Source organism: Corynebacterium sp. HMSC05D08, from assembly GCF_001807215.1.
In the GTDB taxonomy this organism is placed as follows: Bacteria; Actinomycetota; Actinomycetes; order Mycobacteriales; family Mycobacteriaceae; genus Corynebacterium; species Corynebacterium striatum.
This window is the reverse complement of sequence record NZ_KV788335.1, coordinates 24,980-50,972: the sequence shown is the minus strand read 5'-3', so window position 1 is coordinate 50,972 and position 25,993 is coordinate 24,980. Positions and strand designations below refer to the sequence as shown.

The 25,993-nt window shown below is 60.1% G+C and carries 26 protein-coding genes and 1 pseudogene; 23 read left to right on the top strand and 4 right to left on the bottom strand.

Features of this window, described 5'->3' with window-relative positions:
- Nucleotides 1-57: 57 nt before the first annotated feature.
- The 3 genes from HMPREF3148_RS07160 (at nt 58) to rpmA (ending at nt 4,290) form a co-directional block, all read left to right on the top strand.
- Entirely contained in the window at nt 58-3,435 is a 3,378-nt protein-coding gene (locus HMPREF3148_RS07160) for an Rne/Rng family ribonuclease (RefSeq protein ID WP_070508927.1), read from the top strand.
- Between the two features lie 229 nt (nt 3,436-3,664).
- Nucleotides 3,665-3,970: a 50S ribosomal protein L21 gene (gene rplU / locus HMPREF3148_RS07155; protein ID WP_005531748.1), complete on the top strand. Its 306-nt coding sequence runs from the start codon at nt 3,665-3,667 to the stop codon at nt 3,968-3,970.
- 41 nt (nt 3,971-4,011) lie between these two features.
- Nucleotides 4,012-4,290, top strand: a complete 279-nt coding sequence (gene rpmA, locus HMPREF3148_RS07150; RefSeq protein ID WP_005531747.1) for a 50S ribosomal protein L27 — start codon at nt 4,012-4,014, stop codon at nt 4,288-4,290.
- A gap of 66 nt (nt 4,291-4,356) precedes the next feature.
- Here rpmA and HMPREF3148_RS13235 read toward each other — a convergent pair.
- A pseudogene (locus tag HMPREF3148_RS13235) lies at nt 4,357-4,752 on the bottom strand (IS30 family transposase); the annotation flags it as partial.
- 387 nt (nt 4,753-5,139) lie between these two features.
- Here HMPREF3148_RS13235 and HMPREF3148_RS07145 point away from each other — a divergent pair.
- The 7 genes from HMPREF3148_RS07145 to HMPREF3148_RS13535 all read left to right on the top strand — a co-directional run bounded on the left by HMPREF3148_RS07145 (nt 5,140) and on the right by HMPREF3148_RS13535 (nt 11,723).
- Entirely contained in the window at nt 5,140-5,751 is a 612-nt protein-coding gene (locus tag HMPREF3148_RS07145; RefSeq protein WP_049146650.1) for a hypothetical protein, read from the top strand.
- Between the two features lie 770 nt (nt 5,752-6,521).
- Complete coding sequence (locus HMPREF3148_RS14185; protein ID WP_080970498.1) at nt 6,522-6,749, top strand: sortase family protein; 228 nt, start codon at nt 6,522-6,524, stop codon at nt 6,747-6,749.
- A gap of 56 nt (nt 6,750-6,805) precedes the next feature.
- Nucleotides 6,806-8,329, top strand: coding sequence for a GTPase ObgE (obgE, locus tag HMPREF3148_RS07140; RefSeq protein ID WP_005528303.1), 1,524 nt, complete (start codon nt 6,806-6,808; stop codon nt 8,327-8,329).
- A 27-nt stretch (nt 8,330-8,356) separates the two neighbouring features.
- Nucleotides 8,357-9,607, top strand: coding sequence for a glutamate 5-kinase (gene proB / locus HMPREF3148_RS07135; RefSeq protein WP_236592621.1), 1,251 nt, complete (start codon nt 8,357-8,359; stop codon nt 9,605-9,607).
- A gap of 34 nt (nt 9,608-9,641) precedes the next feature.
- Complete coding sequence (locus HMPREF3148_RS07130) at nt 9,642-10,547, top strand: D-isomer specific 2-hydroxyacid dehydrogenase family protein (protein WP_049146647.1); 906 nt, start codon at nt 9,642-9,644, stop codon at nt 10,545-10,547.
- Between the two features lie 11 nt (nt 10,548-10,558).
- The gene (locus HMPREF3148_RS07125; protein WP_049063162.1) at nt 10,559-11,065 is read left to right on the top strand and encodes a DUF1707 SHOCT-like domain-containing protein; all 507 of its coding nucleotides are present in this window, start codon (nt 10,559-10,561) and stop codon (nt 11,063-11,065) included.
- Nucleotides 11,066-11,213: 148 nt separating this feature from the next.
- Nucleotides 11,214-11,723: a hypothetical protein gene (locus HMPREF3148_RS13535; protein WP_141741074.1), complete on the top strand. Its 510-nt coding sequence runs from the start codon at nt 11,214-11,216 to the stop codon at nt 11,721-11,723.
- Between the two features lie 419 nt (nt 11,724-12,142).
- Here HMPREF3148_RS13535 and HMPREF3148_RS14040 read toward each other — a convergent pair whose 3' ends face one another.
- Nucleotides 12,143-12,352, bottom strand: a complete 210-nt coding sequence (locus HMPREF3148_RS14040) for a helix-turn-helix domain-containing protein (RefSeq protein ID WP_236081519.1) — start codon at nt 12,350-12,352, stop codon at nt 12,143-12,145.
- Nucleotides 12,339-12,758, bottom strand: a complete 420-nt coding sequence (locus HMPREF3148_RS13220) for a recombinase family protein (RefSeq protein WP_083287726.1) — start codon at nt 12,756-12,758, stop codon at nt 12,339-12,341. Before HMPREF3148_RS13220 ends, HMPREF3148_RS14040 begins: the two co-directional genes overlap by 14 nt.
- A 326-nt stretch (nt 12,759-13,084) precedes the next feature.
- Between HMPREF3148_RS13220 and HMPREF3148_RS07115 the strand changes: the two genes are divergently transcribed.
- The 13 genes from HMPREF3148_RS07115 to HMPREF3148_RS07055 all read left to right on the top strand — a co-directional run bounded on the left by HMPREF3148_RS07115 (nt 13,085) and on the right by HMPREF3148_RS07055 (nt 24,359).
- Nucleotides 13,085-14,296 (top strand): ABC transporter substrate-binding protein, encoded by a 1,212-nt coding sequence (locus HMPREF3148_RS07115; protein WP_049063160.1) that lies wholly within the window; start codon nt 13,085-13,087, stop codon nt 14,294-14,296.
- A gap of 3 nt (nt 14,297-14,299) precedes the next feature.
- Nucleotides 14,300-15,388 (top strand): FecCD family ABC transporter permease, encoded by a 1,089-nt coding sequence (locus HMPREF3148_RS07110; RefSeq protein ID WP_049063159.1) that lies wholly within the window; start codon nt 14,300-14,302, stop codon nt 15,386-15,388.
- Nucleotides 15,382-16,134, top strand: a complete 753-nt coding sequence (locus tag HMPREF3148_RS07105; protein ID WP_005528314.1) for an ABC transporter ATP-binding protein — start codon at nt 15,382-15,384, stop codon at nt 16,132-16,134. Before HMPREF3148_RS07110 ends, HMPREF3148_RS07105 begins: the two co-directional genes overlap by 7 nt.
- Nucleotides 16,112-17,392, top strand: coding sequence for a glutamate-5-semialdehyde dehydrogenase (locus tag HMPREF3148_RS07100; RefSeq protein ID WP_049063157.1), 1,281 nt, complete (start codon nt 16,112-16,114; stop codon nt 17,390-17,392). The genes HMPREF3148_RS07105 and HMPREF3148_RS07100 overlap by 23 nt, the downstream gene beginning before the upstream one ends.
- A gap of 76 nt (nt 17,393-17,468) precedes the next feature.
- On the top strand, nt 17,469-18,086 hold the full coding sequence (gene nadD, locus HMPREF3148_RS07095) for a nicotinate-nucleotide adenylyltransferase (RefSeq protein ID WP_005528316.1): 618 nt from the start codon (nt 17,469-17,471) through the stop codon (nt 18,084-18,086).
- Nucleotides 18,087-18,185: 99 nt separating this feature from the next.
- Nucleotides 18,186-18,656, top strand: a complete 471-nt coding sequence (rsfS, locus tag HMPREF3148_RS07090; protein ID WP_005528318.1) for a ribosome silencing factor — start codon at nt 18,186-18,188, stop codon at nt 18,654-18,656.
- Nucleotides 18,657-18,659: 3 nt separating this feature from the next.
- Nucleotides 18,660-19,355, top strand: a complete 696-nt coding sequence (locus tag HMPREF3148_RS07085) for a histidine phosphatase family protein (RefSeq protein WP_049063156.1) — start codon at nt 18,660-18,662, stop codon at nt 19,353-19,355.
- Nucleotides 19,355-20,194, top strand: coding sequence for a DegV family protein (locus HMPREF3148_RS07080; protein WP_049063155.1), 840 nt, complete (start codon nt 19,355-19,357; stop codon nt 20,192-20,194). Before HMPREF3148_RS07085 ends, HMPREF3148_RS07080 begins: the two co-directional genes overlap by 1 nt.
- An 87-nt stretch (nt 20,195-20,281) precedes the next feature.
- Entirely contained in the window at nt 20,282-20,908 is a 627-nt protein-coding gene (locus HMPREF3148_RS07075; protein ID WP_005528321.1) for a ComEA family DNA-binding protein, read from the top strand.
- Nucleotides 20,905-22,356, top strand: a complete 1,452-nt coding sequence (locus tag HMPREF3148_RS07070; protein WP_049147750.1) for a ComEC/Rec2 family competence protein — start codon at nt 20,905-20,907, stop codon at nt 22,354-22,356. The genes HMPREF3148_RS07075 and HMPREF3148_RS07070 overlap by 4 nt, the downstream gene beginning before the upstream one ends.
- A 10-nt stretch (nt 22,357-22,366) precedes the next feature.
- A complete protein-coding gene (gene holA, locus HMPREF3148_RS07065; protein ID WP_172953403.1) occupies nt 22,367-23,314 on the top strand; it encodes a DNA polymerase III subunit delta in 948 nt (315 codons plus the stop codon).
- 11 nt (nt 23,315-23,325) lie between these two features.
- Nucleotides 23,326-23,706, top strand: a complete 381-nt coding sequence (locus HMPREF3148_RS07060; protein WP_049063153.1) for an ankyrin repeat domain-containing protein — start codon at nt 23,326-23,328, stop codon at nt 23,704-23,706.
- The gene (locus HMPREF3148_RS07055) at nt 23,703-24,359 is read left to right on the top strand and encodes a LysE family translocator (protein WP_049151645.1); all 657 of its coding nucleotides are present in this window, start codon (nt 23,703-23,705) and stop codon (nt 24,357-24,359) included. The genes HMPREF3148_RS07060 and HMPREF3148_RS07055 overlap by 4 nt, the downstream gene beginning before the upstream one ends.
- Here HMPREF3148_RS07055 and HMPREF3148_RS07050 read toward each other — a convergent pair.
- Nucleotides 24,319-25,968: an alpha-keto acid decarboxylase family protein gene (locus HMPREF3148_RS07050; RefSeq protein ID WP_049151646.1), complete on the bottom strand. Its 1,650-nt coding sequence runs from the start codon at nt 25,966-25,968 to the stop codon at nt 24,319-24,321. The genes HMPREF3148_RS07055 and HMPREF3148_RS07050 overlap by 41 nt on opposite strands.
- Nucleotides 25,969-25,993 lie beyond the last annotated feature (25 nt).

The window sequence follows — 25,993 nt, the reverse complement described above, 5'->3', positions numbered from 1 at the left end:
TCTTGTTGCCTGCGCCCGGGGATTGTGCCGCTGATTTTGTCAGGAGAACGTCACCGCATGGCGACTAAAAAGACTGAAACCAAGAAGAACGAAAACGCAAAAACTACAACTGAAAACCCGCTTTCCGCGGCGGCAGCATTTGCCCAAAAAGTAGACAGGGACAGCTTCGCCGCGAAGACCCGCCTCCACACCGTGGCCAAACAAATCGGTTTGAGCTCCAAAGAGCTCGCTGCCGAGTACGCAGAGCTCGGGCTCAAGAAGGTCGCTCAGTCCTCGCTGACCCCAGAAGAGATTGGTCAAGTCTTCGACGCCATCATCGCCAAGGCCGCTCCGGCCAAGGGCACTGACGCTGCTGCAGAAGCACCAGCTAAGAAGACCACGAAGCGCGCGGTCAAGAAATCCACCAAGAAGGCTGCTCAGGAGCAGACGGAAGACCCCACTGCTGACGAGAAGCTGCGCAACCGCGTTCGCAAGAATGTCGAGAACGAGATCTCCCAGATCGAGGAGAAAGTCGAGGCAGAGCTTGTCGACGCCGCCGAAGAGCAGCGTGAGGAGCACCAGGACCGTGAGACACGCCAGGACCGTGAGGTTCAGCAGGACACGGGCACTGTCGACGTCGAGAAGCTGCATGAAGCTCTCGTAGAGGCCGGCGATGACTTCGACGAGGACGACTACGCCCCAGTCATCACTCCGATGCCGGACGACGAGCCGGAAGTCTACGACTTCGCGCCGATTTTCATGGCGCCGAAGCTTGAGAAGCCAGCGCCGCGTGCGCAGCGCGAGGACCGCGAAGACGACGACTCTCACAAGGAAGAATCCCGCGGTGGCGGACGCCGTCGTGGCAGCCGTGGCACCTCCCGCGGTCGCGGCGGCAGTGATTCACGCCAAGACGCCCGAAACAACACCGATGAACCAGAGCTCATCGAAGAGCCAAAGGCAATCAAGGGCTCTACCCGGATTGAGGCGCAGCGTCGCCGTCGCGCAGAGCTGCGCGAGAAGGGGCGCGTGCGTCAGCACATCGTCTCCCAGGCAGAGTTCCTCGCACGTCGCGAGTCTGTTGAGCGCACTATGGTCGTCCGCGACAAGGAGCGCACCGACGGCGCCGGCATCATCACCCAGGTGGGCGTCCTCGAGGATGACCTCCTCGTCGAGCACTTCGTCACCACCGAGGCGCAAACTTCGCTCATTGGCAACATCTACCTGGGCCGCGTACAAAACGTCCTGCCTTCCATGGAGGCTGCCTTCATCGACATCGGACAGGGACGCAACGGCGTCCTCTACGCCGGTGAGGTGGACTGGCGTGCCGCGGGCCTTGGCGGACGCGGACGCAAGATCGAAAACGCACTCAAGTCCGGTGACCAAGTCCTGGTTCAGGTGGCTAAGGATCCAATCGGCCACAAGGGCGCACGTCTGACCACCCAGATTTCTCTGGCAGGTCGCTACCTGGTCTACGTTCCAGGTGGCCGCAGCGCAGGCATCTCCCGCAAGCTGCCTGTCCCTGAGCGCAAGCGCCTCAAGGGCATCCTCGAGCGCGTTATCCCGGGTGACGGCGGCGCCATCATCCGTACCGCTGCGGAGAACGTGTCAGAGGAAGCAATCGCAACTGACGTGAACCGTCTCCACGACCTGTGGGAGGACATCACCAAGCGCGCCGATCATGAGAAGTCCACCAAGGGCGCCAAGCCGGTCACCCTTTACGAAGAGCCGGACCTGCTGGTCAAGGTCGTCCGTGACCTCTTCAACGAGGACTTCACCAAGCTCATCGTTGATGGTCGCCGTTCCTACAACACCGTCAGCGCTTACGTTGATTCCATGGCCCACGACTTGGCCGACCGCGTGGAGAAGTACGACGCCCGCGAGCACGGTGGCGAGGACGCCTTCGTGACCTACCGTATTGACGAGCAGCTGCACAAGGCGCTCAGCCGTAAGGTGTGGCTGCCGTCTGGCGGCACGCTTGTCATCGACCGCACGGAGGCGATGACCGTCATCGACGTCAACACCGGCAAGTTCACCGGTTCGGGTGGCAACCTCGAAGAGACTGTCACCCGCAACAACCTGGAGGCAGCCGAGGAAATTGTGCGCCAGATGCGCCTGCGTGACTTGGGCGGCATGATCGTCGTCGACTTCATCGACATGGTCCTGCCTGAAAACCAGGAGCTGGTCCTGCGCCGCCTCAAGGAGGCTCTTGGCCGTGACCGCACGCGCCACCAGGTCTCGGAGGTCACTTCCTTGGGCCTGGTACAGATGACCCGTAAGCGCCTGGGCACTGGCCTCATCGAGACCTTTTCCACTGAGTGCGAGGCGTGCCACGGACGCGGAATCATCATCCACGAGTACCCAGTGGATGAAGAGCAGGAAAATGACGCCCACGAACACAAGGGTCGTCGTCCGCGTCGCGAGCGCCGCAAGCCAGAACACGATCCGCAGCAGCACCCAGCTGCCGTGGCCATGCACCGCCACGAGGAAGCCGAGGACGCCCGCGCGGCAGCTTCCAACGACGCTGAGTCTCATGTGGAACAGAAGACCTCCATCGAGGATCTCGTCGCCGGCATTATTGTCAACGATGACAAAGACGAAAAGCGCGAGCACAACGATTCTCAGGAGAACAACCGCAAGCAGCGCCGCGGCCGCCGCTCCCGCCGTTCTAACCGCCAAGAGGGCCACACATACAAGGAGCAACAGGGCTCCGCGGATGACATCGCCCGCATCGGCTATGCAGCTGCCGATAATGCAGCTGAGCTTGACGACGTCGCCGAGTTCAACTCCTACGTCGCCGACGAGGAACCTCAGGTAGAAGCACAGGTTGAAAATCAAGAAAAGGAGCAGCGCGAAAACGAGGGCGCAAAGCGCTCTCGCGGCCGTGGCCGCCGTCGCAGTGCCCGTACCAACGCGTCCCGGAAATCCGAGCCGCAGAAGTCCGAGCCGCGGAAGTCTGAGCAGACCTACGAGGAAGCCGTAGCTGAGTTCGAGGCCTCCCCGCGTCGTAAGCGTCGCACCCGTGGCAACTCGCGTTCGGATCACCGCCCGCAGCCGCAGGACTTTCTATCGCCGGCTAAGCACCACTCCGAGGAAGCGAAGCCGGAGCAGAGGGCAGAGGATAAACCAAAGGCGGCAGCTAGGCGTGCGCGTGGTCGCCGCAGGGCAGTTCGCCACACCACAGTTAAGGCTCCACAGGCTGCAGTCGAGCAGGTGAAAACAGAGGAAACGCCGGCAGAGGAAACTAAGGTAATCCGCCGTGGTCGCAAGCGCGCTGTGCGTAAGGTCGTCGCCCGGAAGGCACCCCAGAATGGGGCAGGGGAGACGTCGGAAAGCGCAGCTCAGCCCAAGGAAAAGGCAAAGGTCGCCAAGAAAGCAGACAAGAAGCCAGAGGCGGCCGAAACCCCGAAGGTGGGAACACGCGGGCGACGCCGCGTAGCACGGCGCAGCGCAAAGTAGGTCAACGCCACGCGGGGCAGAAAATACGCGGTTTGTATTTTCTGCCCGTGGCGGGGTAGTCTTTGACAGTCGCTGTTTAGACCACGAATGCGCCTCGGCGGGTCGGGTCGCGGATTTCACGCGGGCTCCTGCAGGTGAGCGGCAGGTATAAACGCAATAAGTAATTGTCCATTCAGAAGTGGCTCACCCTGCTGCTTCTGAGCCGAGTTTAGATAAGGGGTAACCCTCTATGTACGCGATCGTCAAGACCGGCGGAAAGCAGTACAAGGTTGCTGAAGGTGACCTCGTCAAGGTCGAGAAGATCGAGGGTGAGCCGGGTGCGTCCGTAGCTCTCACCCCGGTTCTGCTCGTCGATGGCGCCACCGTTAAGGCAAAGGCTGCTGACCTCGAGAAGGTCTCCGTCTCCGCTGAGATCGTCGAGCAGGGCAAGGGCCCGAAGATCGACATCTTGAAGTACAAGAACAAGACTGGTTACAAGAAGCGTCAGGGCCACCGTCAGCCGCTGACCGTTCTGAAGATCACCGGTATCAAGTAAGCCTTAACCGGCTATTACATCCCTGAAGGAGGGAAAATCACATGGCACACAAGAAGGGTGCTTCCAGCTCCAGCAACGGTCGCGATTCCGAGTCCAAGCGTCTCGGTGTCAAGCGCTTCGGTGGTCAGCAGGTTAAGGCCGGCGAGATCATCGTGCGTCAGCGCGGCACCAAGTTCCACCCAGGTGAGAACGTTGGTCGCGGTGGCGACGATACCCTGTTCGCACTCGAGGCAGGCGCTGTTGAGTTCGCTATCAAGCGCAACCGCCGCATCGTGAACATCGTTCCGGCTGAGCAGGCTGCAGTTGAGGCTTCTGCCTAAATAAATAACGCCAAGAAGGTCTGATTCCGATTGAGGTGTCAGGCCTTCTTTTCGTTTTTCTTGATCCCAGGTGATCGAAGACCGCATCGGCTGATCTAGGCTTTGGACGGTGTCTTTAAGCGAGTCTAGAACCGACTGGGCATCATGACGCCCAGGTAAATGACCTAGGACGCTAAACCGTGTTGTGCGTTCTACCAGTGTGATAACAGCTGACTTGTTGTCCTTTCCCAAAATGAGATCCCCTTCCCAGTGGCCAGGTACAGCCCGGTCATTAGCTTCTGCTGGGCGCTGGTCAATGGAGCAGAACTCATCAACAAAGCGTCTGCGGGGTGACTGCTCGCGCACGCTAGTGCGCGTACGGCGTTTAGTACGCCCACTGGGCAGTGAGAGTCCTAGGTCTTTAAGTCGGCCTTTTGGCTCAAGATAGAAAGCTTCATAGATTGTTTCGGCACTCACACGCATGTCCTCATCATCAGGAAAGTCAAGCCGGATTCGGCCTTAGTCCGCAAAAACGCCTTTCCAACACAGCATAACCCCAGGCCACAGCGTTAGGGGCCAGCAAACACGGGATTTGTTGTGAAAGTCGGGTGCTCACGCCGAGCCCAGCCGTCCTGACTGCGGCTCGGTCTTTTATGCCCCGGGTTGCTTGAAACCCCTGGCATAAATCCACCTACGGGTGAAAAGTCATGGTCTGTGAGCGAGATGTTTGCTCCTGGGGTATCAGGGATAAAAATCGCGTTATCTTTCGCCGTTTCGCGTTTTGACAGCGGCCGGCAATTATCAATAAAATACGGCTAGCACTGCTGTCTCGCGGCAGTCTCATCCTTTTACTCTTCCAAGGAGATTCCTATGTTCAAGCGTTCACTCGCGTCCTTCGCTGCCGTCGCCGTCGCCTCTGGTGCGGTTGTTGCGCCGGCGAATGCCATGACTCTCACGGTCAATGATGATAAGACCTGCACCATTAAGGTCACTGAAGAAGAAGCTGGCTTGATAGGCTTGACTCCGCCGGCAAAGATCGACAAGGACTACGCTGCTCATCTTAAAGCGACCCTCCTAGACAAACAGCTGCCTGCCCTTAGCGCGGAAATAGAGAAGGATAAACAGGAACTGGATAAGCCCGGACTTGACGAGGCGAAGAAGGCGGCCTTGAAGAGCGCGCTGGAGGAGAAACAGAAGAGGTTCACCGCCAACAATAACTTGAAGAAGGCGCTGGAGGCATGCATCGACGGGAAGAGCTACGACTCGAATCCGTCCGATGACTCGAATCAGCCTGGTGGCTCGGATAAGCCCGGTGACTCGAAGCACCCTGATGGCTCGAATAAGCCCGGTGGCGAACACGGTCTGTCTTCGATCGACGGAGCAGGAATCGCCGCCATCGTCGCGGTTCTCGGCATCCTGGCCGCCGCGCTGTCGTTCATTAAGCCGCTGCTCCCGGCTCAGCTGCGGGCTCTCCTGCCATAAGTAGGTACCCACTCCGGGCTCAGTAGCCACCCCCGCCGCGGTCTCAAAAGAGATTGTGCGCGGGGATTCGTGCTTTCCTGGTAAGCATAGGGCATGCTCGTGGCGATCTTAAGGCGTGTTTTCCCAGTACATGGGACATAAATGCATCTCGCAAGTCGGTAGAGGTCTAAGAAAGTGAGACAATCGGGCGACATTTCTTCTTATGAGGGCGTGCCGTACGGAGCTGCGCCGGCAAGTAACACCCGCCATAGAAAGACTGATGACTTTTACCTGACTTTCACAATTTGGTTTAGTCCGCGAGTTTCGGCGCGGTCAAGCCACTTGTGAGGTATATGTGCTTTGGCCTGGCTAAAGCCGCCATCACAACCGTCAAGTGGACACGGATAGCGTGTGGCGTACGGTGGAGGATTGGTCGCGCCTGCAAGTCGGTTTTCGCCATCCGGAGGGCGTTTTCGAGGTGGTAGAGCTTGTGGTAAAAGCTAATGACATCTCGACTAGACAGCTGTTCTTAGGGCAGCTGGTTACGTCGCCTTTCCGGCCTGCTAGCGACAAGGCCTTGCCGTAGGCTTTCTCGTTGATAGTAAGCTTCGCCCCGGTTTTGGACACGAATCGTGGAAGACGAGTTGGTTTGGTTCCGTTGACGGCGGCTTTGGCTTTTTCTTTTTGCTTACCGGGTTAATACGCGCCGTACTTGTAGCGCTTGGGGCTGAACCCCACACACAAACCATCAGACATCCTCCAAGCTCACCACCGACTCTGAGGCCGGAACCGTGATCTCGAGTGGCTGGAACAAGGTCCTGCCTGTTGCCGAGGTATCCGATCCCTCCGCCAGCGGCTCTATTGCGCGCCTGCGCATTCCAGCGATCAATGTGGACCTACCGGTGCGGCATACGACGTCGCCAAGCGTGCTTTACGACGGCGCGGGCCACATGTTTGGTTCCTCCCTCCCTGTCGGCGTCGCCGGGCTAGGAAGCAGGCGGCTGCCGATGGTAGTATGAGCAGCTCAGATTAAGAAAAACAGCTACTTATTTTTAAGGGCGAGGAAACCAACTTCATGGCACGTTTTATTGACCGCGTCGTACTTCACCTGCAGGCCGGCGACGGAGGCCACGGCTGCTCTTCGGTGCACCGTGAAAAGTTTAAGCCGCTGGGCGGTCCAGACGGCGGCAATGGCGGCCACGGAGGAGACATCCTGCTGGAGGTTTCCACGCAGGTTCACACCCTGATGGACTTCCACTACCGTCCGCACCTGAAGTCCGGCCGCGGTAACAACGGTGCTGGTGACTGGCGCAATGGCGCCCGCGGCGAGGATCTCATCCTCGAGGTCCCGGCCGGCACCGTGGTCTACTCCGAGGACGGCGAGATGCTGGCGGACCTTACGGTTCCTGGCACCCGCTTCGTCGCTGCGGAAGGCGGTTTCGGTGGCCTTGGCAACGCAGCCCTAGCCTCTGCTGCCCGCAAGGCACCAGGCTTTGCGTTGCAGGGCGAGCCCGGCGAGGCCCGCGATCTGGTGTTGGAGCTTAAATCCATGGCAGATGTCGGCCTCGTCGGTTTCCCATCGGCCGGCAAGTCTTCCCTAATTTCCGTGCTTTCTGCGGCCAAGCCAAAGATTGGTGATTATCCGTTTACCACTCTGCAGCCGAACCTCGGCGTGGTGGACATGGGCTTTGAGTCCTTCACCATGGCCGATGTTCCAGGTCTTATCCCCGGCGCTGCTGACGGCAAAGGCCTCGGATTGGACTTCCTGCGCCACATCGAGCGCACCGCGGTGCTCGCTCACGTCGTTGACGTTGCCACCTTGGAGCCGGGCCGCGACCCGCTTTCCGATATTGAGGCGCTCGAGGAGGAGCTCGCAAAGTACCAAGAACTGCTGGACCAGGACACCGGCTTGGGCGATCTGCGGCAGCGTCCACGCATCATTATCTTGAACAAGGCGGATATTCGGGAGGCGGAGGAACTAGCAGAGTTCGTCAAGCCAGAGCTGGAGGAGAAGTACGGCTGGCCCGTCTTCATCATTTCTGCGGTGGCACGCAAGGGCCTCGATCCGCTCAAGTACAAGCTGCTTGAAATGGTCAAGGAGCACCGCCGCACCCAGCCGAAGGTTAAGGCGGATAAGAACCACACCATCATTCGCCCACGTGGCGAGCGTAAGTCCGGCTCCCACGCTGACTTCACCGTGCGTCCTGATCCCGAGCTTGCTGGCGCCTTCGTGGTGGAGGGTGACAAGATCGAGCGCTGGATTGTGCAAACCGACTTCGAAAATGATGAAGCCATCGGCTACCTCGCTGACCGCTTGGCCAAGGCCGGCGTGGAAGATGAGCTGTTTAAGCAGGGCGCTGTTGAGGGCTGCCCGGTGACCATCGGCGGCATCACCTTCGAATGGGAGCCGATGACCGGCGGCCGTGCCACGGATGCCGGCCGCGGCTTCGACGGTCGCCTCGGCGGCACCGAGCGTGTTTCCGCTGCTGAGCGTAAGCGCGCTTCGCAGGCTCGCCGTGGTCTCATCGACGAGTATGACTTTGGCGATGACGAGAAGGTCACCCGCGAGCAGGCGAACCGCGATCGTTGGCAGGGCTAGGACCAAAGGTCTGTATGCTGGGATGGCATGACCTCTGACACATCAGATCGCTGTTCCATCCCCACTCTCAACGAGTCCTTCCCGGAGTATCCGCTGCCGCTAGAGCCCTCGCAGGGCAAGATTGCGCAGCCGGATTTCCCGGAATTAGGCGAACCCGCTGCATATCAATCCGAGCTGCGCAGCGAGCTAGCTCGGGCCAAGCGCATCGTGGTCAAGATTGGCTCCTCGTCTCTGACCAAGGACGATTTCACAACCTCTACCGAGAAGATCGACCGCATCGTCGACGCCATCTGTGCGCGCATGCAGGTCTCTGATGTCATCCTGGTTTCCTCGGGCGCGGTTGCCGCTGGCATTCGCCCGCTGGGGCTCAAGCGTCGCCCGCAGGATCTTGCTACCAAGCAGGCGGCTGCCGCGGTGGGGCAGGTGCACCTGGCTTATGAGTGGGGCGTTTCCTTCGCCCGCTATGGCCGCTCCATCGGGCAGGTACTTTTGACCGCCTCCGATACTGGGCAGCGTGATCGCGCGCGCAACGCGCAGCGCACCATCGACCGCCTACGCCAGCTCGGCATCGTGCCCATCGTTAATGAGAACGACACCGTCGCTACCTCGGAGATGCACTTCGGTGATAACGATCGCCTCTCTGCATTGGTGGCGAACTTGGTCGGTGCCGACGCACTGTTCCTCCTGTCTGACGTGGATGGCTTGTACGACAAGAACCCCTCTGAGCCCGGGGCCAAGTTCATCGAGGAGGTTCGCACGGGCAAGGACTTGAAGGGCGTCGTCGCTGGTGATGGCGGCCGCGTGGGCACCGGCGGCATGGCCACCAAGGTCGCCGCGGCGCGCATCGCCACGCGCGGAGGCATCCCTGTTCTGCTGACTGCGGCTGACAACATCGGGCGCGCGCTTGCCGACGCCTCCGTGGGCACCGTGTTCCACACCCGCCCCGAGCGCCATCTTTCGGCCTGGAAGTTCTGGGCTCTCTACTGTGCCGATACCGGCGGTGCTGTGCGCCTTGACGAGGGTGCGGTAGAAGCCGTGACCAGGGGAGGAAACTCCCTGCTGGCAGTTGGCGTCACCGAGGTCATCGGCGAGTTTAACGCCGGGGAAATCATCGACATCCTGGGACCCAAGGGCGAAAACATCGGCCGTGGCGAGGTGGGCTTTGACTCGAAGATTTTGCGCTCGGTCATCGGCCGCCACACCGAGGAGCTGCCCGAGGAGCTGCGCCGCCCCGTTGTGCACGCCGACTACCTTTCCAATTACGCGTCCCGAATCTAGACACTAGAAGCCAAAGAAACCCTAGGAGAAGACCATGAAATACGCTATGTTGCCGGAACAATGGGAAGAATCCATCGAGACCTTGCGGGGAGCTGGCCATGAGCTCGCGGAGCTTTCCGATGCCGACTTCCTCATCTACAACGGCGACGGCTCGGACTTCCCGTTGCGACTGCCGGAGAACATCAAGTTCGTGCAGATTCCTTCTGCAGGCGTAGACCATCTGCTCGATGTCATGAAGGAGACCGACGTTATCTGGTCCAACGCCGCTGGTGTATTCGATAACACCGTGGCGGAATCCACCATCGCGCTGCTGCTCGCGCAGCTGCATGCCCATCGCTATGTCAACGACACCTTCTCCAGCTACGAGGAGGTGCAGGATCACAAGACCTACCTGCACGAGGACAAGACTGTGGCGATCATCGGCGCCGGCGGTATCGGCAAGCGGCTCATCACGATGCTCTCTGGCTTTGGCCCGCGCATCATTGCCGTAAACCGGTCCGGCAACGCGGTTCCAGGCGCGGATGAGACCTATCCCATCTCCGAGGTGGACAAGGTTTGGCCTGAGGCCGACTACTTTGTGCTCATCGCGCCGCTTACCCCGCAGACCCACCACATGGTCAACAAAAACGTGTTTGCCCAGATGCCGAATCACGCGGTGGTGGTCAACGTGGGCCGTGGCCCGCTCATCAGTACCGAGGATCTTTTGGCAGCGCTGGACTCTGGCGAGATTGCCGGCGCAGCGCTCGATGTCACTGAGCCGGAGCCGCTCCCGGATGATCACCCGCTGTGGAAGGACCCGCGGGTGGTCATTGCACCGCACATTGCCAATACCCGTAACTCGGTGCGTCGCCACTTGGGAGCACACACCGCAAAGGTGGCCGCGGCCTTTGAGGCTGGCGAGGAAATTCCTACCCGTGTGGATCCGAACGCTGGATATTAAAGTTTAAAAGCATGAACAAAGACATTCGTGTGGGAGACGCCGAACGCCACAATGCGCTATGCCTCCTCAGCACCCACTTCGCTAACGGTCTCATCGACATTAACGAGTTCGAAGACCGCACAGGAAAGGCGGCTGTTGCGCGTACCCGCGGCGAGATCGCTTCCCTCTTTGAGGACCTTCCTGACAATCCAATTGCAGAGGCCGTCCCGTTCAAGGAATCGGAAGCGCAGGCCGAGCTCGACCGGCTGCAGCGACGCAGAGGGTTAGTCCAACGAATCAATGCTGTTCTTTGGTCAGTGACGATGATCCTCTTCTTCCTGGGTCTTTTCGTCTTCAATTGGGACTATTTCTGGCTTGTCTTCCCGATTGCAGCTTTCGCCTCGTGGGGTGTCAGGGCTGCGGTCAAGCTCTCCGAGGACGACAAAAAACTTTATGAGGAATTGAAAAAGAAGGATGACAAAGACCGGGCCGAGCGCCTGCGTCTGGCAGCCGAGCGCCGCAAGGAGCTGGGGCAGTAGTCCGCGGGGTCCGCGGGGGAGGCTGCGCGCTTGGGCTATACGAACGTATACATTTATGGAAAACCATTCTTTAGATGATTAACCTCTGGTACATTAAGAATCACCTCGAAAGTTGCTTAAGTATCACCTCTAGAGTTAGGAGAATCGCATGACAAAAGTTAGCGTCAGAACAAAGCTAACGGCGTTAAGTTTGGCACTAGCGATTCCGTTTGCAGGAACAGGGATCGCCAATGCAGAACCGACCCCTTCCGCAGATTCAATCCAGTCTCCCCCAACGCACGGGGAAGAGACACCAGAAACAACCGTCACCCACCTAGAAAATGGAGAGGTAATCTTCCATGAGAATGGAAGAGAAATTCGAGGCTCCTTCAATGCCGAGACTGGCCAATCGACGCTCACTGATGAAACAGGCGAAACCCGCGTAATCCAGGTACTCCCACCCGCAGCAAAAGAAGGTGAAATCTCTGTACGGAGTGGAGGAATCGGAGGATTCGCCTGCACCATGCTGCTATGGGCAGTCGATCTGGTTCATTCAGGAGGATGGACCTACGCAACAAAGATCGTCTCCAGGGCTGGACTCCACGGCAAGGCTCTTGCTTTGGCAATGTGGGGACTTGGCTCAAGCGGCTTTCTAGCTGCCGTGTCCTCGAAGTGTTAGAAAATTATTCTCTTCGAAAAATCATCACAGCAAGTGGAAGGTTAAGGAATGAATAAGAGAACCCCAACGGCACGACGCCTTGCTTGGGCACTTGCAGTCGCCAGTGCAATAGTTTTTATATTTGGCGTTATCAGGGTTTTTTCTATGGAGATTATAGAATGGAGAATTTATCCTGAATTCTTCATAACAACCACACTTGCTGTCTTTTCGATAATGTTTTTCCGATACGATAGTTGAGTTCAGTAGCACAGATAACTAACGTCGCTATCTAAAAAATAAACGCAAGCTACCTCTGCAGTTTGTCCAACTTTTGCTCGTTTAGCGTTTATATGCTACTCAACTCGCTACAAGCTTCAGTATTTCACCTCAAGAATACACCCACATTGAGGGCCCACTGAAGAAGTAAAGGCTCAATCATATTAAAGGTAGCTATACAAAGTCGTACGGCCAACGCCGAGCTGTTTGGCCAATTTCGTTTTCGGTATGCCCTCACCGATCCACTTTTTCGCCTGCTCGACCTGCTCCGCTGTGAGCACCTTTGCTCGCCTTTTATAAACGCCGCGTTCTTTTTCTGGTGCAATGCCTTCAGCCTGGCGCTCGCGGCTGATGGAACGCTCAGATTCCGTCACGGATCCCAGGAGCCCGAGCATAAGCTTGGCCACCGGCATCGAATCCTTCGAGTAAGCCTGCCCTCTCTTTGAGAAACTTCACCGAAACACCACGTGCAGTGATGTCATCAACGATGGAAGGCAAATCAGACAGCGAGCGGGCGAGGCGATCCATGGATGTCACAATCAACTGATCGCCCTTGCGAACATGCCGCAGAGCTTTTTCGAGTCCTGGACGTTGGCGCGTCGAACCGGTCATCCGGTCTGCATAAAGAGAGGAGACCCCCTCTTTACGTAACAGCTCGGTCTGCCGCTCCAGGTTTTGATCCTTAGAACTCACACGGGCATAACCAACTTTCTCGCCAGTTATTGCCTCGGGCTGTTCGGCAAGGTTTAGAGGAAGCGACACATTTGGTCGTTTATCCATAAACTCATCCTAACGAACTGGCATTCTCATGGATCATAGACTGTTCGCTTGGGGTGTACCGCGTAATACAGGGGGTGGAACTACTTGGAACGTAGTGCGGGTGGCTGCGCGCTTGAGCTATAGCCACACGTGACATCCGGCGCGGATAACCATGCTGTAGGGGATGAGTTTCTTTAGAGGATTTTATTCAACTTTAAAGTGACCTAAATAAAACTCGGGGGGGACCATTTTCCGGGTCTACGTGAGTGGTTGTATTCTCGCACGTGTTCAATTTAGCTAAGCCTAAGTTAGCTTGGCTATTGTTCGTGAGTAAAGGACTTTCTTTCATGACCCATTTCAACGTACCCAAGTATTCCGTCCGCATTGCGGCAGCCACCCTGGCTATGCTCGCCTCCGCGACTGCGTTGAGCGCGTGCAGCAACAGCGAAGACACCTCCGCGTCCACCGGCTCTACCGGCGCCGCGGGGGACACTGCTGTGACCATCACTGACGTCGCTGGCCGCGAGGTCACCTTCGACAAGCAGCCAGAGCGCATCGTCCTGGGCGAAGGCCGCGGGCTCTTCGCCACCTCGATCCTCAACCGTGAAGACCCACTCGCCAACATTGTGGCAGTGGGCAAGGATCTCCACCAGGCTGCGCCCAGCTTCGAATCCAAGTTCGCCGAAACCAATGCGGCGTACAAGGATCTGCCGACTATCGGCAACATCGCCAAGGGCGACGTAACCGTCGAAAACCTGCTCGCGCAAAAGCCGGACGTCGTGGTCATGACCCTCGACCACAAGAAGGCTGCGGAGAAGTCCGGCTTCCTGGACAAGATGGATCAGGCCGGTCTGAAGTACGTCTTCACCGACTTCCGTCAGAAGCCATTGGAAAACACCCCGAAGTCCATGGAAGTCTTCGGCCAGCTCCTCGGCCAGGAGGACAAGGCCGCAGAGTTCAACAAGTTCTATACCGGCAAGGTAGATGACATCAAGTCCCGCGCAGAAAAGGCTGGCAACAAGCCGCGCACCCTGGTCTGGCGCGCAGCGGGCCTGAAGGATTGCTGCTCCACGGTCAAGGACTCTAACCTAGGTGACCTGGTTAATGCCGCCGGCGGTGAGAACCTGGGCGATAGCCTGCTGGACACCGAGTCTGGAGACCTTACCGCAGAAAAGGTGCTTGCTGAGCAGCCAGAGCACATCATCGCCACCGGCGGCGCATGGGCCAAGGACCCGGAAAAGCCGGAGGTCCTGCCGCACGTGGAGATGGGTTACGCGGCCAAGGAAGAAAAGGCGCAGGAGACCCTCGAAGGCCTGCTCAAGACCCCGGGCTTTGATCAGCTTGAGGCCCCAAAGGAAGGCAACTTCCACGCTGTCTACCACCAGTTCTACGATTCGCCTTTCAACGTCTTCGCCCTGGAGCAGTTTGCCGTGTGGATGCACCCAGAAACCTTCAAGGACTTAGACCCAGAAAAAGACTTCGCTGACTTCCACGACAAGTGGCTGCCCATCGACTACAGCGGCGTTTTCTTCACCACCAAAGACGCACACAAGCACTAGAAAATGGCACTTTTGACCTCTTCTGATCGTTCGCAGACTGACCAGAAAACCGAAACCAACCAGGTAATCGCCGAGTACCGAAGCAATAACTTACGCAAGGTACTCACCATCGGTGGACTGGTGCTTGCTGCCTTCGTGGCCTTCGTTGTCGCCACGGTGGTCGGCCCGATTCACCTTTCCCCGATGGAGATGTTGCGTGGCATTTTCTTACCGGGCCAGGTGGATGAAACCACCCGCACGGTCCTGTGGAACCTGCGTCTACCGGCGTCGGTTATGGCCGTGCTCATCGGCGCCGCACTGGCGCTATCCGGCGCGCACATGCAGACCATTCTGGATAACCCTTTGGCCGAGCCTTTCACCTTGGGTATTTCCGCCGCCGCGGCTTTCGGTGGCGCTGCCTCAATCGTGTTGGGCTGGACCGTGCTGGGAAATCCGCAGTTCAATCTCGCGGCCGTCGCTTGGCTCTCGGCTCTAGTGGCCGTGGCCATCGTCGCAGGTGCGGCGGTGTGGCGCGGCGCTAGTGCGGAGTCAATGATTCTGCTTGGCATCGCCCTGGTATTCCTCTTCCAGGCGCTGCTTTCGCTGATGCAATACAGCGCCTCGACTGAGGCCCTGCAGCAGATCGTCTTTTGGACCATGGGCTCACTGCAGCGCGCGAACTGGGTGTCCAACCTGATCATCTCCGCCACCTTGCTCATCGCTGTGCCCTTCACCGCCTTCAACGCGTGGAAGCTCACGGCGCTGCGCCTGGGCGATGAGCGCGCGGCAGCGCTGGGCATCAACGTGCAGCGGCTGCGCGTTTCCACCCTCGTGGTGGCATCCTTGCTGGCCGCAAGTGCCGTTGCTTTCGCCGGGATCATTGGCTTCATCGGTTTGGTTGGCCCACATGTGGCACGCCTTTTGGTGGGCGAGGATCAGCGATTCTTCGCTCCGGCCTCCATGGCAGCGGGCGCGATGCTGCTGGCGGGTGCCCACGCGGTATCCATCACCATCATCCCCGGCGTTGCCGTGCCCATCGGCATCATCACCGCTCTTGTTGGCGTTCCTTTCTTCGTGCTGCTCATCTTCACCAAGAGGAGGATCAAGTGCTGAAAGTAGAACAAGCATGCGTGAACTTTGGTAAACGGGAGGTTCTAAAGGGCGTTGACCTCCCAGAACCAGGCCCCGGCACCATCGTCGGCCTTATCGGTCCGAATGCCGCGGGCAAGTCCACCTTGGTCAAAACCATCGCTGGCATCCAAAAACTAACTTCGGGTACGTGCGATACCGGTGATGCCACCGTGGGCTACGTGCCGCAGGACCTTTTGACCAGCGCTTCCCTGACCGCCTTTGAATCGGTGGTCATCTCCGCTAAGCGCGGTTCGGCCAACGTCTTGGAATCGGCGGTGCAGGCACTCGAAAAGCTCGGCATCGTGCATCTCGCGCACCGCTACGTCCACCAGCTCTCGGGCGGCCAGCGCCAGCTCGTTGCCGTGGCGCAGATGCTGGCCCGCGAGCCGGAACTGATGCTGTTGGATGAGCCGACCTCCGCGCTCGACCTGCGCCACCAGGTGCATCTGCTGGATACCTTGCGCAAGGAGGTCTCCCGCGGGGCGGTGGCGTTGGTAGCTATCCATGATCTCAACCTGGCCGCGCGCTATTGCGATGAGCTCGTGGTTCTCCATGGCGGCCGCGTGCATGCCCATGGCACGCCCGCAGAGGTGCTGAACACCGAGCTGTTGGGTGAGGTCTATGGCATCCGCGCTCGAGTCATCGATGACGAAGGCGTGCCCATGGTCTGTCCTGTCGAGGCTAACTTCAGTAAGCTTGAGCCTCATGAGCCAACTCACTCGCGATGAAGAACGAGACCAAGTACTAAAACTGGCACGTCAGGCGAAGAAAGTTGCGCCGCAGTTCGCGCAGCTTTCTACCCCGCGCAAGAATGAGATTCTTCTGCGTGCCGCTGAAAACCTGGTGGCCCGCACCCCTGAGATCCTCGAGGCCAATGAGCGCGACGTCGCCGCTGGCCGCGCGGCCGGGATGAATGATTCTTTAATCGACAGGCTCTCGCTTGACGCCACGCGCGTCGAAGGTATCGCCGGCGGCCTGCGCCAGGTCGCCGCCCTGCAGGACCCAGTAGGGGAGGTACTGCGGGGCCACACCATGGATAACGGCATCCAGATGAAGCAGGTGCGCGTGCCGCTCGGCGTTATGGGCATGGTCTATGAGGCCCGCCCGAACGTCACGGTGGATGCCTTTGGCCTTGCGCTCAAGTCTGGCAACGTGCCGCTGCTGCGCGGATCTAAGTCCGCACGCAACTCCAACGAGCAGCTCGTGGAGATCCTCCAGGACACCCTGGCGCACTTCGACCTTCCGCGCGAGGGCGTGCAACTCCTGCCGTGCGAGAGCCACGATTCGGTGCAGGATCTCATCATGGCGCGCGGGCTTGTCGACGTCGTGATTCCCCGTGGTTCTGCTCGCCTCATCAATGCGGTGGTGGAGGGCGCTACCGTCCCTGCCATTGAGACCGGCACCGGCAATTGCCACTTCTACATCGATGCCAGCGCTGACCTCGACAAGGCCATCGCCATGGTTATCAACGGCAAGACCCGCCGCCCTTCGGTTTGTAACTCCACCGAGTGCGTGCTGCTCGACGCCGCGCTTGCCGACGTCGCGAAACTCCGCGTCATCACCTCCCTTCAGGAGGCGGGCGTGGTCATCCATGGCGAGGTCGCCGAGCTCCAGCAATTCGGCGTGGCCAACGCCGTGGAAGCAACCGACGAGGAATGGCGCGAGGAGTTCTTAAGCAACGATATCTGCGCCAAGGTCGTGGAAGGTGTCGATGGCGCCATCGCGCACATCGCCGAGTACACCACCGGCCACACCGAGGGTATCGCCGCCGAGGACGCCGATGTTCTGCTTAAGTTCGCCAATGAGGTCGATGCTGCCGCCGTCATGCTCAATGCCTCCACCGCCTTTACCGACGGCGAGGTTTATGGCATGGGCGCGGAGATCGGTATCTCCACCCAGAAGCTGCATGCTCGCGGTCCGATGGCGTTGCCGGAGCTGACCTCCACAAAGTGGATCCTGCAGGGAAGCGGTCAAACTCGACCTTAAAATATGTCTCTATCTCTTTTTCACCCAGGCGCCCACGCCCGCGGATGGGCAGAAGGTGCACGTATAATCTCCACTCATGACTAGTCCACAGCGCATTGGAATCATGGGCGGCACCTTCGACCCCATCCACAATGGCCACCTCGTGGCCGCCAGTGAGGTGGCCTACCGCTTCCAGCTGGACCAAGTAGTCTTCGTGCCCACCGGCCAGCCGTGGCAGAAGGCGGGGCGCGACGTCACCGCAGCCGAGCATCGCTACCTGATGACCATGGTGGCAACCGCCTCGAATCCGCGCTTTACCGTCTCCCGCGTCGACATCGACCGCAAGGGGCCCACCTACACCATCGATACCCTGCGTGACCTGCGCGAGCTTTTCCCCGATGCCGAGCTCTATTTCATCACCGGCGCCGATTCCCTGGCCTCGATCATGAGCTGGCGCGATTGGGAGGTCATGCTAGAGATGGCCAACTTCGTCGGCGTCACCCGCCCCGGCTACGAACTCAGCAAGGATATGCTGCCGCTAGAATCCCAAACCGGGATCGAACTCATCGAAATTCCCGCCATGGCCATTTCTTCCACCGATTGCCGCGAGCGCGCCAGGGAAGGCGAGCCGGTGTGGTACCTCGTGCCGGATGGGGTTGTGCAATACATCGCTAAGAACAATCTTTATGGCCCTAATCCTGATAAGCCTTTATAGAATTTGGGAAAAAAGAATTCACGGAAATAGCCAAACGCACCTCTCACGTGCGAAACTGGCAGAACTAAAAAGTATTCGAAGATATTTGAAGGAAAGCACATGTCCGTTACTGATGTAGCCCGCAAGATGGCTGAAACCGCGGCGCACGCTGCTGACGAGAAGCTGGCCACGAACATCGTGGCCATCGACGTCTCTGACGTGCTTGCTATCACCGAGATCTTCGTGCTGGCATCCGCCGAGACCGAGCGCCAGGTGGCCTCCATCGTGGAGGAAATCGAGGACGAGCTGACCAAGCTTGGCCATGAGCCAAAGCGCCGCGAAGGCAACCGCGAAAACCGCTGGGTACTGCTGGATTACGGTCACATCGTCATCCACGTCCAGCGCAACGACCAGCGCGAATTCTACGGCCTGGACCGCCTGTATCACGACTGCCCGATCATCGAGATCGACGGCATCGAGACCCCAGAGCGCCCAGGCGAGTGGTCCAACGAGGTAAACCTGCGCGAAGTCGAGTCCATTGATGAGATCCCGCTGGCTCAGCCGGAGCCGGAAGAGGACGAGGAGTACTAAACCTTGACTCGCCGTCTTATTCTGATCCGTCACGGTCAGACCACCTATAACGCCACTGGCCGCATGCAGGGCCACCTGGACACCGAGCTGTCCGAGGTGGGCTATGAGCAGGCCAAGGGCGCGGCGGCGATGCTCAGAGACAAAAACATCTCGGCCATCGTGTGCTCGGATCTCATCCGTGCCCGCGAGACCGCGCGCGTCATCGGCGAGGAGCTCGGGCTTGAGCCTTCCATCGACGCCCGCCTGCGCGAGACCAACCTGGGCGACTGGCAGGGGATGAGTTCCGTCGAGGTCGACGAGGAGTTCCCTGGCGCACGCGCCATCTGGCGCCACGATCCCACCTGGGCGCCGCCGCAGGGCGAGTCGAGGGTGGACGTCGCCAAGCGTGCCCGCCCCGTCATCGACGAGCTCATGCGCACCCATGACTGGAGCCCGGGCCCCGTGCTCGTGGTCGGACATGGAGGCGCGATTTCCGCGTTGACCTGCAACCTTCTGGGCCTCGAGCACAAGCAATACGGCATCCTGTCAGGACTTAAAAACACCCACTGGTCCCAGCTGGCAGCCCGCCCGGACTTCAATCCGGGCAATCCCACTTCCTCCCTGGAGTTCACCCCGGACAACGTCGATGGCGCCAAGTGGTACTTCGACGGCTGGAACATGGGCGCGCACGTGGTCGGCGGAGCGGGGGCGGACGTCTAGTGTCCGTTCGCATTGTCACTGACTCTGCTGCTGGTCTGTCCCAAGAAGTCGTGGAGCAACTCCAGATCCAGGTCCTTGATCTGCACGTCATGGATACCGAGGGCGAGCAATCTACCTCGGGCCTGACCTCCTTGGAGCTGGCTGCCGCCTATGGCCGGCAGATGGAACGCGCCAACGACGCCGGCGTGGTGGCCATTCACCTGTCCAAGGAACTGTCCTCCACGTGGTCGGCCGCGGTCACCGCGTCCGGCGTGTTCCCGGATACCGTCAAAGTGATCGACTCGGGCTCCGCCGGCATGGTCATGGGCGCGGCGGCAATGGCTGCTGCCAAGCTTGCCCAGGAAGGCGCCTCGCTGGAGGAATGCCACGCCGCGGCCGTTGACACCGTCAAGCGCGGCAAAACCTGGGTCTACCTCAACTCCACGGAGGACTTGCGCCGTTCGGGTCGTCTTTCTGCCACCACCGCCATGTTGTCAACAGCACTCCTGGCTACCAAGCCGATCATGTCCATCGTGGGCGGCAAGCTGGAGTTGGTGGGCAAGACGCGTACGCAGACCAAGGCCTTCACCAAGCTCGTGGACCTCATTGCCTCCCGCGCGGACGGCGACCCAGTATTTGTGGCTTTGCAGCACAACGACGCCGAAGAACCTGCTGAGCGTCTGCTTGAGCTGCTCGAAATGGCTTTGCCGGAGGGCTCGTCCTTCATGCTGGAAGAGCTGACGGACGTCCTCGCGGTCCACGCTGGCTCTGGCGCCATCGGCGTCTCCGTGGTCTTTAGTAAGGAGACCCCAGACAAGCCGCATTCCTTCTTCGCGCCACGAAAGCCTGCGGAGAAGTAACCTATTTGTTGACGCGCTCAACAAGTTATCCACAGCTTTGACAATTGACCCTCGACCTTCGGGCGCCGCCTTCGTAGCGTCGAGGGCATGCCCCACATCAGCGATCGCCTTCGCGAGCTCTCCCGTCCCACAGGGGAGGAGGACCTCCTCACCGTCAGCTATCCACGCCCGCGCATTTCCGTGCCGCCGTGGATTGCGTGCACCATCGCTGTCCTGGTGGCCGCGGGAATTTTGGTGTGGCTGGGGATTTCCTCGCGCGCGGAGCCCTATGCCGCGACCAGCCCCACCTCCTCGACTCCTGCGCCAAGCTCCCTCGTGGTCTCCGTGGTGGGGGAGGTGGACAACCCGGGCCTGGTCACGGTGGCACCTGACGCGCGCATTGCCGACGCCCTCGACCACGCCCGGCCCAAGCCCGGCATCGATCTCCTCAACCTCAACTTGGCCAAACGGCTGACCGACGGCGAGCAAATAGTCGTCGGCATGCCTGCGCCCGTGCCAGGACCCGCTGGCGAACCTGGCCAAGGTCTGCTGAGCCTCAACGCGGCCACGAAAGAACAGCTCATGGACTTAAAAGGCGTGGGCGAGGTGACCGCGGAGGCCATCATCGCGCACCGCGAGGAAATCGGTGGCTTCAGCTCAGTGGAGCAGCTCATGGACATCAGCGGCATCGGCCCGGCCAAGTTCGAGGGCCTCAAGGACCAGGTCCAGCTATGAAGCAGCTGCGCCTGTTGCCGGCCGCATGTGCGGTGTGGGCGGCCACGCTGCTGGCCTTGCACGGCAACTGGTGCATTGTGGTGCCAGTCTTCGCCCTCGTGTTGTGGCGGTGGCAACGGGGCCAGGCAATCTTGTGCGCTGCTTTGAGTGCGCTTGCGATTGTGGTCACCAAGGTGCGGCTGGCGCGCGCAGTGCCGCTTGGCGACGTCCTCACCGGCACCGTCATCTCCGATCCCTCCGAGACCCGCGGCGGCTGGTTGCTGCGTTTGCGCGTGCCGGGCTACCCCTTCCAGGTTCCGGTATTCGCGGATGAGCCTGCTCCCAGTGGGGCAGAGGTCACCGTCTCCCATGGGCGGCTGACGAGCTTGACGCCGCCGGACTCGTTGGCCGCGCACGTGGCGGAGAACTTCCGCGAGCTCGTGGTCACCACAGTGGGCCCTTCCTCGCAGGGACTGCTGCCCGGCATGGTGTTGGGCGATACCACCCTGCAGGATGCCGCGGAGAAGCAGCTCTACATTGATACCGGCTTGTCTCACCTAAGCGCGGTCTCCGGCTCCAACGTGGCGATTGTCTGTAGTGCTGCGGCCCTGTTGGTGAAGGGGCCACGGCTGCGTGTGGCGGCGTCGTTAGCCGCGCTCGTGGTGTTTGTGCTCCTCGTCGGGTTTGAGCCTTCTGTCCAACGTGCCGCCGTGATGGGCCTGGTGGGGTTGCTCGCGGTGCTCAACTCTTCCCGGATGGAGCCGATGCATGGCCTGAGCCTGGCGATAATCGTGTTGCTTTTCATCGACAGCGAGCTGTGTTCTAGCTTTGGCTTTGCGCTCTCCGTGGCCGCGACTGCGGGAATCGTGGTGGTCTCGCCCTTGCTCTACCGGCACCTCGCGGTGATCGGCTGGCCCGACATCTTTATCCGTGCCCTTGCCGTAGCCATCGCCGCGGACCTCGTGACAATGCCGATTGTGGCGTTGATGGCGGGGGAAGTCTCCGTGGTCTCGGTCCTGGCCAACGTCCTAGTCGCCCCCGCCACGGCGCCGGTGACCATCCTCGGGCTTATAGCCGCCATCTTCGCCCAGCTAGGGCCGCTCTCCGTCTTGGGTGCGGGCCTGCTCGCCGTGGCGGAACCCTTTACTTGGTGGATCAACACTATCGCTCACGGCTGCACCGGGCTTGCTCTCAACACCGTGGCCGCCAGCCCGTTCCTCGTGCTGCTGGCCTATGGCTGGGTGGTGGCCGGCATTATTTATCGCCGCCCGCTGCTGACCCTTTTGTGCGTGATTGCGGTCCTCGTCCCGCGGCACCTGGAGACACCACAGAAACCTGTGCACGTGGTTGCCACGGAGGAGGATGTTTATCCGATCCCGCCGGGCACCTGCTCCATCGTGGTTACCGAAGACTCCCCGCCGGACTATCCCACCCGCACTCCTGAAGGCATCCCGGTGTTCTACCGCTAGAATTGCACCCATGCAGCAAGTCCACCTCATCCTTGGCGACGACGAATTCCTCACTGAACGCGCCCGACTTTCCATCCAGAAAGCGGCCGGGGAGGGCGTCGAGGTGGTGCGCCTGAAAGCCTCTGAGGTCTCCGAAGGCGAGATCGCCATGGCCACCAGCCCGTCACTGTTTGGTGACAACCGCGTCATCGTCATCAGCGACGTGGAAAAGGTGGGCAAGGAACTGACCCAGGTCCTGCTCACTGCGGTCGCTGATCCTGGACCGGGCATGACCTTGGTGCTCATCTACACCGTCACCGCAAAGACACTGAAGGGCAAGAAGAAACCACCGGAGATCGTGGCCAAGCTGCGAAAGGTGGGCGAGGTGCACGAGGTCTTCTCGCTGTATCCCAACGAGCTGGGCTCTTGGGCCACCCGCGAGTTCGCCTCCCACGGCGTACGGCCGACCCCTGACGTGGTGCAGGCTGTCCTCGACGGCGTGGGCTCTGACCTGCGCGAGCTGGCCTCGGCCATCTCCCAGCTGGTCTTTGACACCAACGGCAACGTCACTCGTGAGGCCGTGCACAACTACTACGTGGGCATCGCTGAGGTGGCCAACTGGGACATTGCCGACGCCGCCGTGGCCGGCCGCGTCGAGGCGGCCGTGTCTACCTGCCGCCGCGCGCTCCAGCTTGGCGCCTCCCCGGTGGCTATTGCCGCGGCTCTCGCCAATAAGGTCGGCGCCATCGCCCGCCTTTACTCAGCCCGCGGCGACCAATACTCCCTGGCCAAAGACACCGGGCTGGCCCCTTACGTGGTGAAGATGACCCAGCCGGTAGCGCGCCGCTGGTCTGAGGACAACGTCAACAAGGCGGTCATCCTCATGGCGGAGCTCGACGCCGCAGTCAAGGGCCAAGGCGGCGATGAGGACTTTGCCATTGAGGCAGCCGTGCGCCGGGTCGCTGAACTCGCGCGATAGACTTGCTTTTCATGGAAGACATCACCCAAGACGTCCAGGAATTCGCCTCAAAGCTTTTTGACTTCGCCCGCCACGGCGACGCCGCCCTCCTCGAGTACATCAAGCAGGGCGTCAACGCCGATATGGTTAACCAGGACGGCCAGTCCTTCGTTATGCTCGCTGCCTACAACGGCCACGCCGAGCTCGTGCGCGAACTCGCCGCTCTTGGCGCTGACGTTAACCTTCTCAACGACCGCAATCAGTCCCCGCTGGCTGGTGCCATCTTCAAGAAGGAAGACGCCGTGGTCGACGCACTTCTGGCCGCCGGCGCTGACCCGCAGGCTGGCACCCCGAATGCCGTGGACTCCGCCCGCATGTTTGGGCGCGAAGACCTGATTGAGCGCTTTTCATGAGTTGGTCCGCATTTGCGGCACTGATGTTCATGAACCTTCTGGGCGCGTTGGCTCCTGGGCCTGACATCGTATTGGTTACCCGCTACGCCACGCGCTCGCGCAAGCACGCCATCGCTGCCGCGACCGGAATCCAGTTGGGAGTGCTCTTTTGGTACACGATCACCGTGTTTGGCGCCGCCGCAGTTCTCACCGCGTTCCCGGGGATTCTGCGGGCCATTCAGGGAATCGGTGGTGCCTTCCTGATTTTCATGGGCGTGCGTTCAATCAAGGGCGGTCTGGAACTGCTCCACAATCCGCCCGCTGATATTGAGGAGGCCGCCCTGCGCTTGGGCAGCCTTGGGCAGGTCTTCCGCACCGGCTTGGCCACGAACCTTTCCAACCCAAAGATCGTGCTCTACCTCGCGGCGATGATTGCCCCGCTTCTGCCACCGCATCCGCCGCTGTGGCTCGCGGTGGCACTCATCCTGGGCCTATCGCTTTCAGCCTATCTCACCTTCGTGCTGCTCAGCACGGTTATTTCTACGTCCGCGATTCGCCGCCGCATACTGGCCGCTGGCCCCTGGATTGACATCGCATCCGGCGCGTTCTTCATCATCGCCGGATGCGTTCTCATCAGTGCTTCCGTGGGGATAGCGCCGCAGCTACACGCTTAAGCTGCTCCGGGTAGTCGTTGTACGGGGTCACCGCTTCAACAAAGACCAGCTTGTCCTTGTTCGCGGTGGCCACGGCCACGGATTCTTCGAGCTCCGCGCCAGTAGTGGCCCGCAGCGTAAGCCCAAAGTCGCCAGCCCCAAAGAAATCTAGCGTCTTGGACCAATCCCACGCCGGGATGTCGTTGTAGTACTCGTCCTCGCCGTTGATTGCGCGTTCAACGGTGTAGCCATTGTTGTTCACCAAGAAGATGGCCGCGGGAACCTTTTCGCGCACCATCTGTCCGATTTCCTGGATGGTCAGTTGCGCGGAACCATCACCGATGAGCAGCACTGGACGACGCCCCGGCTGCGCCAGCGCCGCACCAAGTGTTGCGGGCAGCGTGTAACCGATGGAGCCCCACATCGGCTGGCCGATGAACACCGTATCGGTGGGGAAGTGGTGCGCCGAGAGTCCAAAGAAGGAGGTGCCCTGCTCCGCGATGACCACGTTGCCCGGCTCCAGCGCGCGTGAGACCACCGCCCAGAGTTGTGCCTGTGACAACGGATCGTCGGTGATTTCTACCTTCTCTGCAGGGTTGGTCTTGCCCACCGGCATGAACTCTGGCGATACCTCGGCTGTGACTTGGTCCAGAATCTCGATGGCCCGGCCCATGCTCAGCGGCGTGTAGGCATTGCCCTGGATGTAGGCCGTATCGCGGCGAATATCGACCTGGTTATCTTGGGAAATCGCAACGGAGAAACCCGCGGTGATGTTATCGGTAAAGTCCACGCCCACGGTCACCAAGGCAGTGGCCTCCTCGACGGTTTTGCGGGTATCGCCGTGCGACGCCGCACCAGAGTAGATTCCCGCGAAGTTCGAGGTCTCCTCATCGATGAGGGACTTGCCCCAGCTCAACGTTGCTACAGGAACACCGGATCGATCCAGATAGCCCTGGAGTGTGGACTGGCAGCCAAAGCGATGCACGAGGACGTCGGCAAGCACTGCGAGAGTACGCCCTTTGAGGAAGCCCTTCAGGTCCCGCTCAAACTCCTGCGCGGCGGCTTCCGAGTCGAGCTGCTCGATGAGCGGCAGCGGAGCCTTCGGCGGCATGCAGGGGGTGCTGGCGACGTCCGCCGCCAGATGCAGCGCGCCGGGCTTGCGCTGGAACAATACCTGGACAATGAGGTTATCGATCTGCGCCTGCGCGGTCATTGCGTTGAGATCCTCGGCCACGCAGGTCAGCTCGCGGTCAACGCGGAAGAAGCGGGCGAAGTCGCCGTCGCCCATGGAGTGGTGGATCTTGGCCACGGAGGCTTGCAGCTCCTTGCGCGGCGAACCAACAATGTGGATGACCGGCACGTTCTCCGCGTAGGACCCCGCGATGGCGTTGGCGGCGGAGAGCTCGCCCACGCCGAAGGTAGTGAGGAATGCGCCGATGCCGCGCAGGCGGGCGTATCCATCGGCCGCATATCCGGCGTTGAGCTCGTTGGAGTTGCCCACCCAACGAATCTTCTCGTGGGCCACAACGTGGTCGAGGAACTTGAGATTGAAATCGCCGGGAACACCGAAAAGTTCCGTGATGCCGACTTCCGCCAAGCGGTCGAGAAGGTAATCGCCAATTGTGTACATACGTACAACATATCCCAATAGATGA

What these genes read in the sequence shown, in the direction of transcription:
- HMPREF3148_RS07160 (WP_070508927.1), top strand. Translation starts at nt 58, where the DNA reads ATGGCGACTAAAAAGACTGAAACCAAGAAGAACGAAAACGCAAAAACT.
- rplU (WP_005531748.1), top strand. Translation starts at nt 3,665, where the DNA reads ATGTACGCGATCGTCAAGACCGGCGGAAAGCAGTACAAGGTTGCTGAA.
- rpmA (WP_005531747.1), top strand. Translation starts at nt 4,012, where the DNA reads ATGGCACACAAGAAGGGTGCTTCCAGCTCCAGCAACGGTCGCGATTCC.
- HMPREF3148_RS07145 (WP_049146650.1), top strand. Translation starts at nt 5,140, where the DNA reads ATGTTCAAGCGTTCACTCGCGTCCTTCGCTGCCGTCGCCGTCGCCTCT.
- obgE (WP_005528303.1), top strand. Translation starts at nt 6,806, where the DNA reads ATGGCACGTTTTATTGACCGCGTCGTACTTCACCTGCAGGCCGGCGAC.
- proB (WP_236592621.1), top strand. Translation starts at nt 8,357, where the DNA reads ATGACCTCTGACACATCAGATCGCTGTTCCATCCCCACTCTCAACGAG.
- HMPREF3148_RS07130 (WP_049146647.1), top strand. Translation starts at nt 9,642, where the DNA reads ATGAAATACGCTATGTTGCCGGAACAATGGGAAGAATCCATCGAGACC.
- HMPREF3148_RS07125 (WP_049063162.1), top strand. Translation starts at nt 10,559, where the DNA reads ATGAACAAAGACATTCGTGTGGGAGACGCCGAACGCCACAATGCGCTA.
- HMPREF3148_RS13535 (WP_141741074.1), top strand. Translation starts at nt 11,214, where the DNA reads ATGACAAAAGTTAGCGTCAGAACAAAGCTAACGGCGTTAAGTTTGGCA.
- HMPREF3148_RS13220 (WP_083287726.1), bottom strand. Translation starts at nt 12,758, where the DNA reads ATGGATAAACGACCAAATGTGTCGCTTCCTCTAAACCTTGCCGAACAG.
- HMPREF3148_RS07115 (WP_049063160.1), top strand. Translation starts at nt 13,085, where the DNA reads ATGACCCATTTCAACGTACCCAAGTATTCCGTCCGCATTGCGGCAGCC.
- HMPREF3148_RS07110 (WP_049063159.1), top strand. Translation starts at nt 14,300, where the DNA reads ATGGCACTTTTGACCTCTTCTGATCGTTCGCAGACTGACCAGAAAACC.
- HMPREF3148_RS07100 (WP_049063157.1), top strand. Translation starts at nt 16,112, where the DNA reads ATGAGCCAACTCACTCGCGATGAAGAACGAGACCAAGTACTAAAACTG.
- nadD (WP_005528316.1), top strand. Translation starts at nt 17,469, where the DNA reads ATGACTAGTCCACAGCGCATTGGAATCATGGGCGGCACCTTCGACCCC.
- rsfS (WP_005528318.1), top strand. Translation starts at nt 18,186, where the DNA reads ATGTCCGTTACTGATGTAGCCCGCAAGATGGCTGAAACCGCGGCGCAC.
- HMPREF3148_RS07075 (WP_005528321.1), top strand. Translation starts at nt 20,282, where the DNA reads ATGCCCCACATCAGCGATCGCCTTCGCGAGCTCTCCCGTCCCACAGGG.
- HMPREF3148_RS07070 (WP_049147750.1), top strand. Translation starts at nt 20,905, where the DNA reads ATGAAGCAGCTGCGCCTGTTGCCGGCCGCATGTGCGGTGTGGGCGGCC.
- holA (WP_172953403.1), top strand. Translation starts at nt 22,367, where the DNA reads ATGCAGCAAGTCCACCTCATCCTTGGCGACGACGAATTCCTCACTGAA.
- HMPREF3148_RS07060 (WP_049063153.1), top strand. Translation starts at nt 23,326, where the DNA reads ATGGAAGACATCACCCAAGACGTCCAGGAATTCGCCTCAAAGCTTTTT.
- HMPREF3148_RS07055 (WP_049151645.1), top strand. Translation starts at nt 23,703, where the DNA reads ATGAGTTGGTCCGCATTTGCGGCACTGATGTTCATGAACCTTCTGGGC.
- HMPREF3148_RS07050 (WP_049151646.1), bottom strand. Translation starts at nt 25,968, where the DNA reads ATGTACACAATTGGCGATTACCTTCTCGACCGCTTGGCGGAAGTCGGC.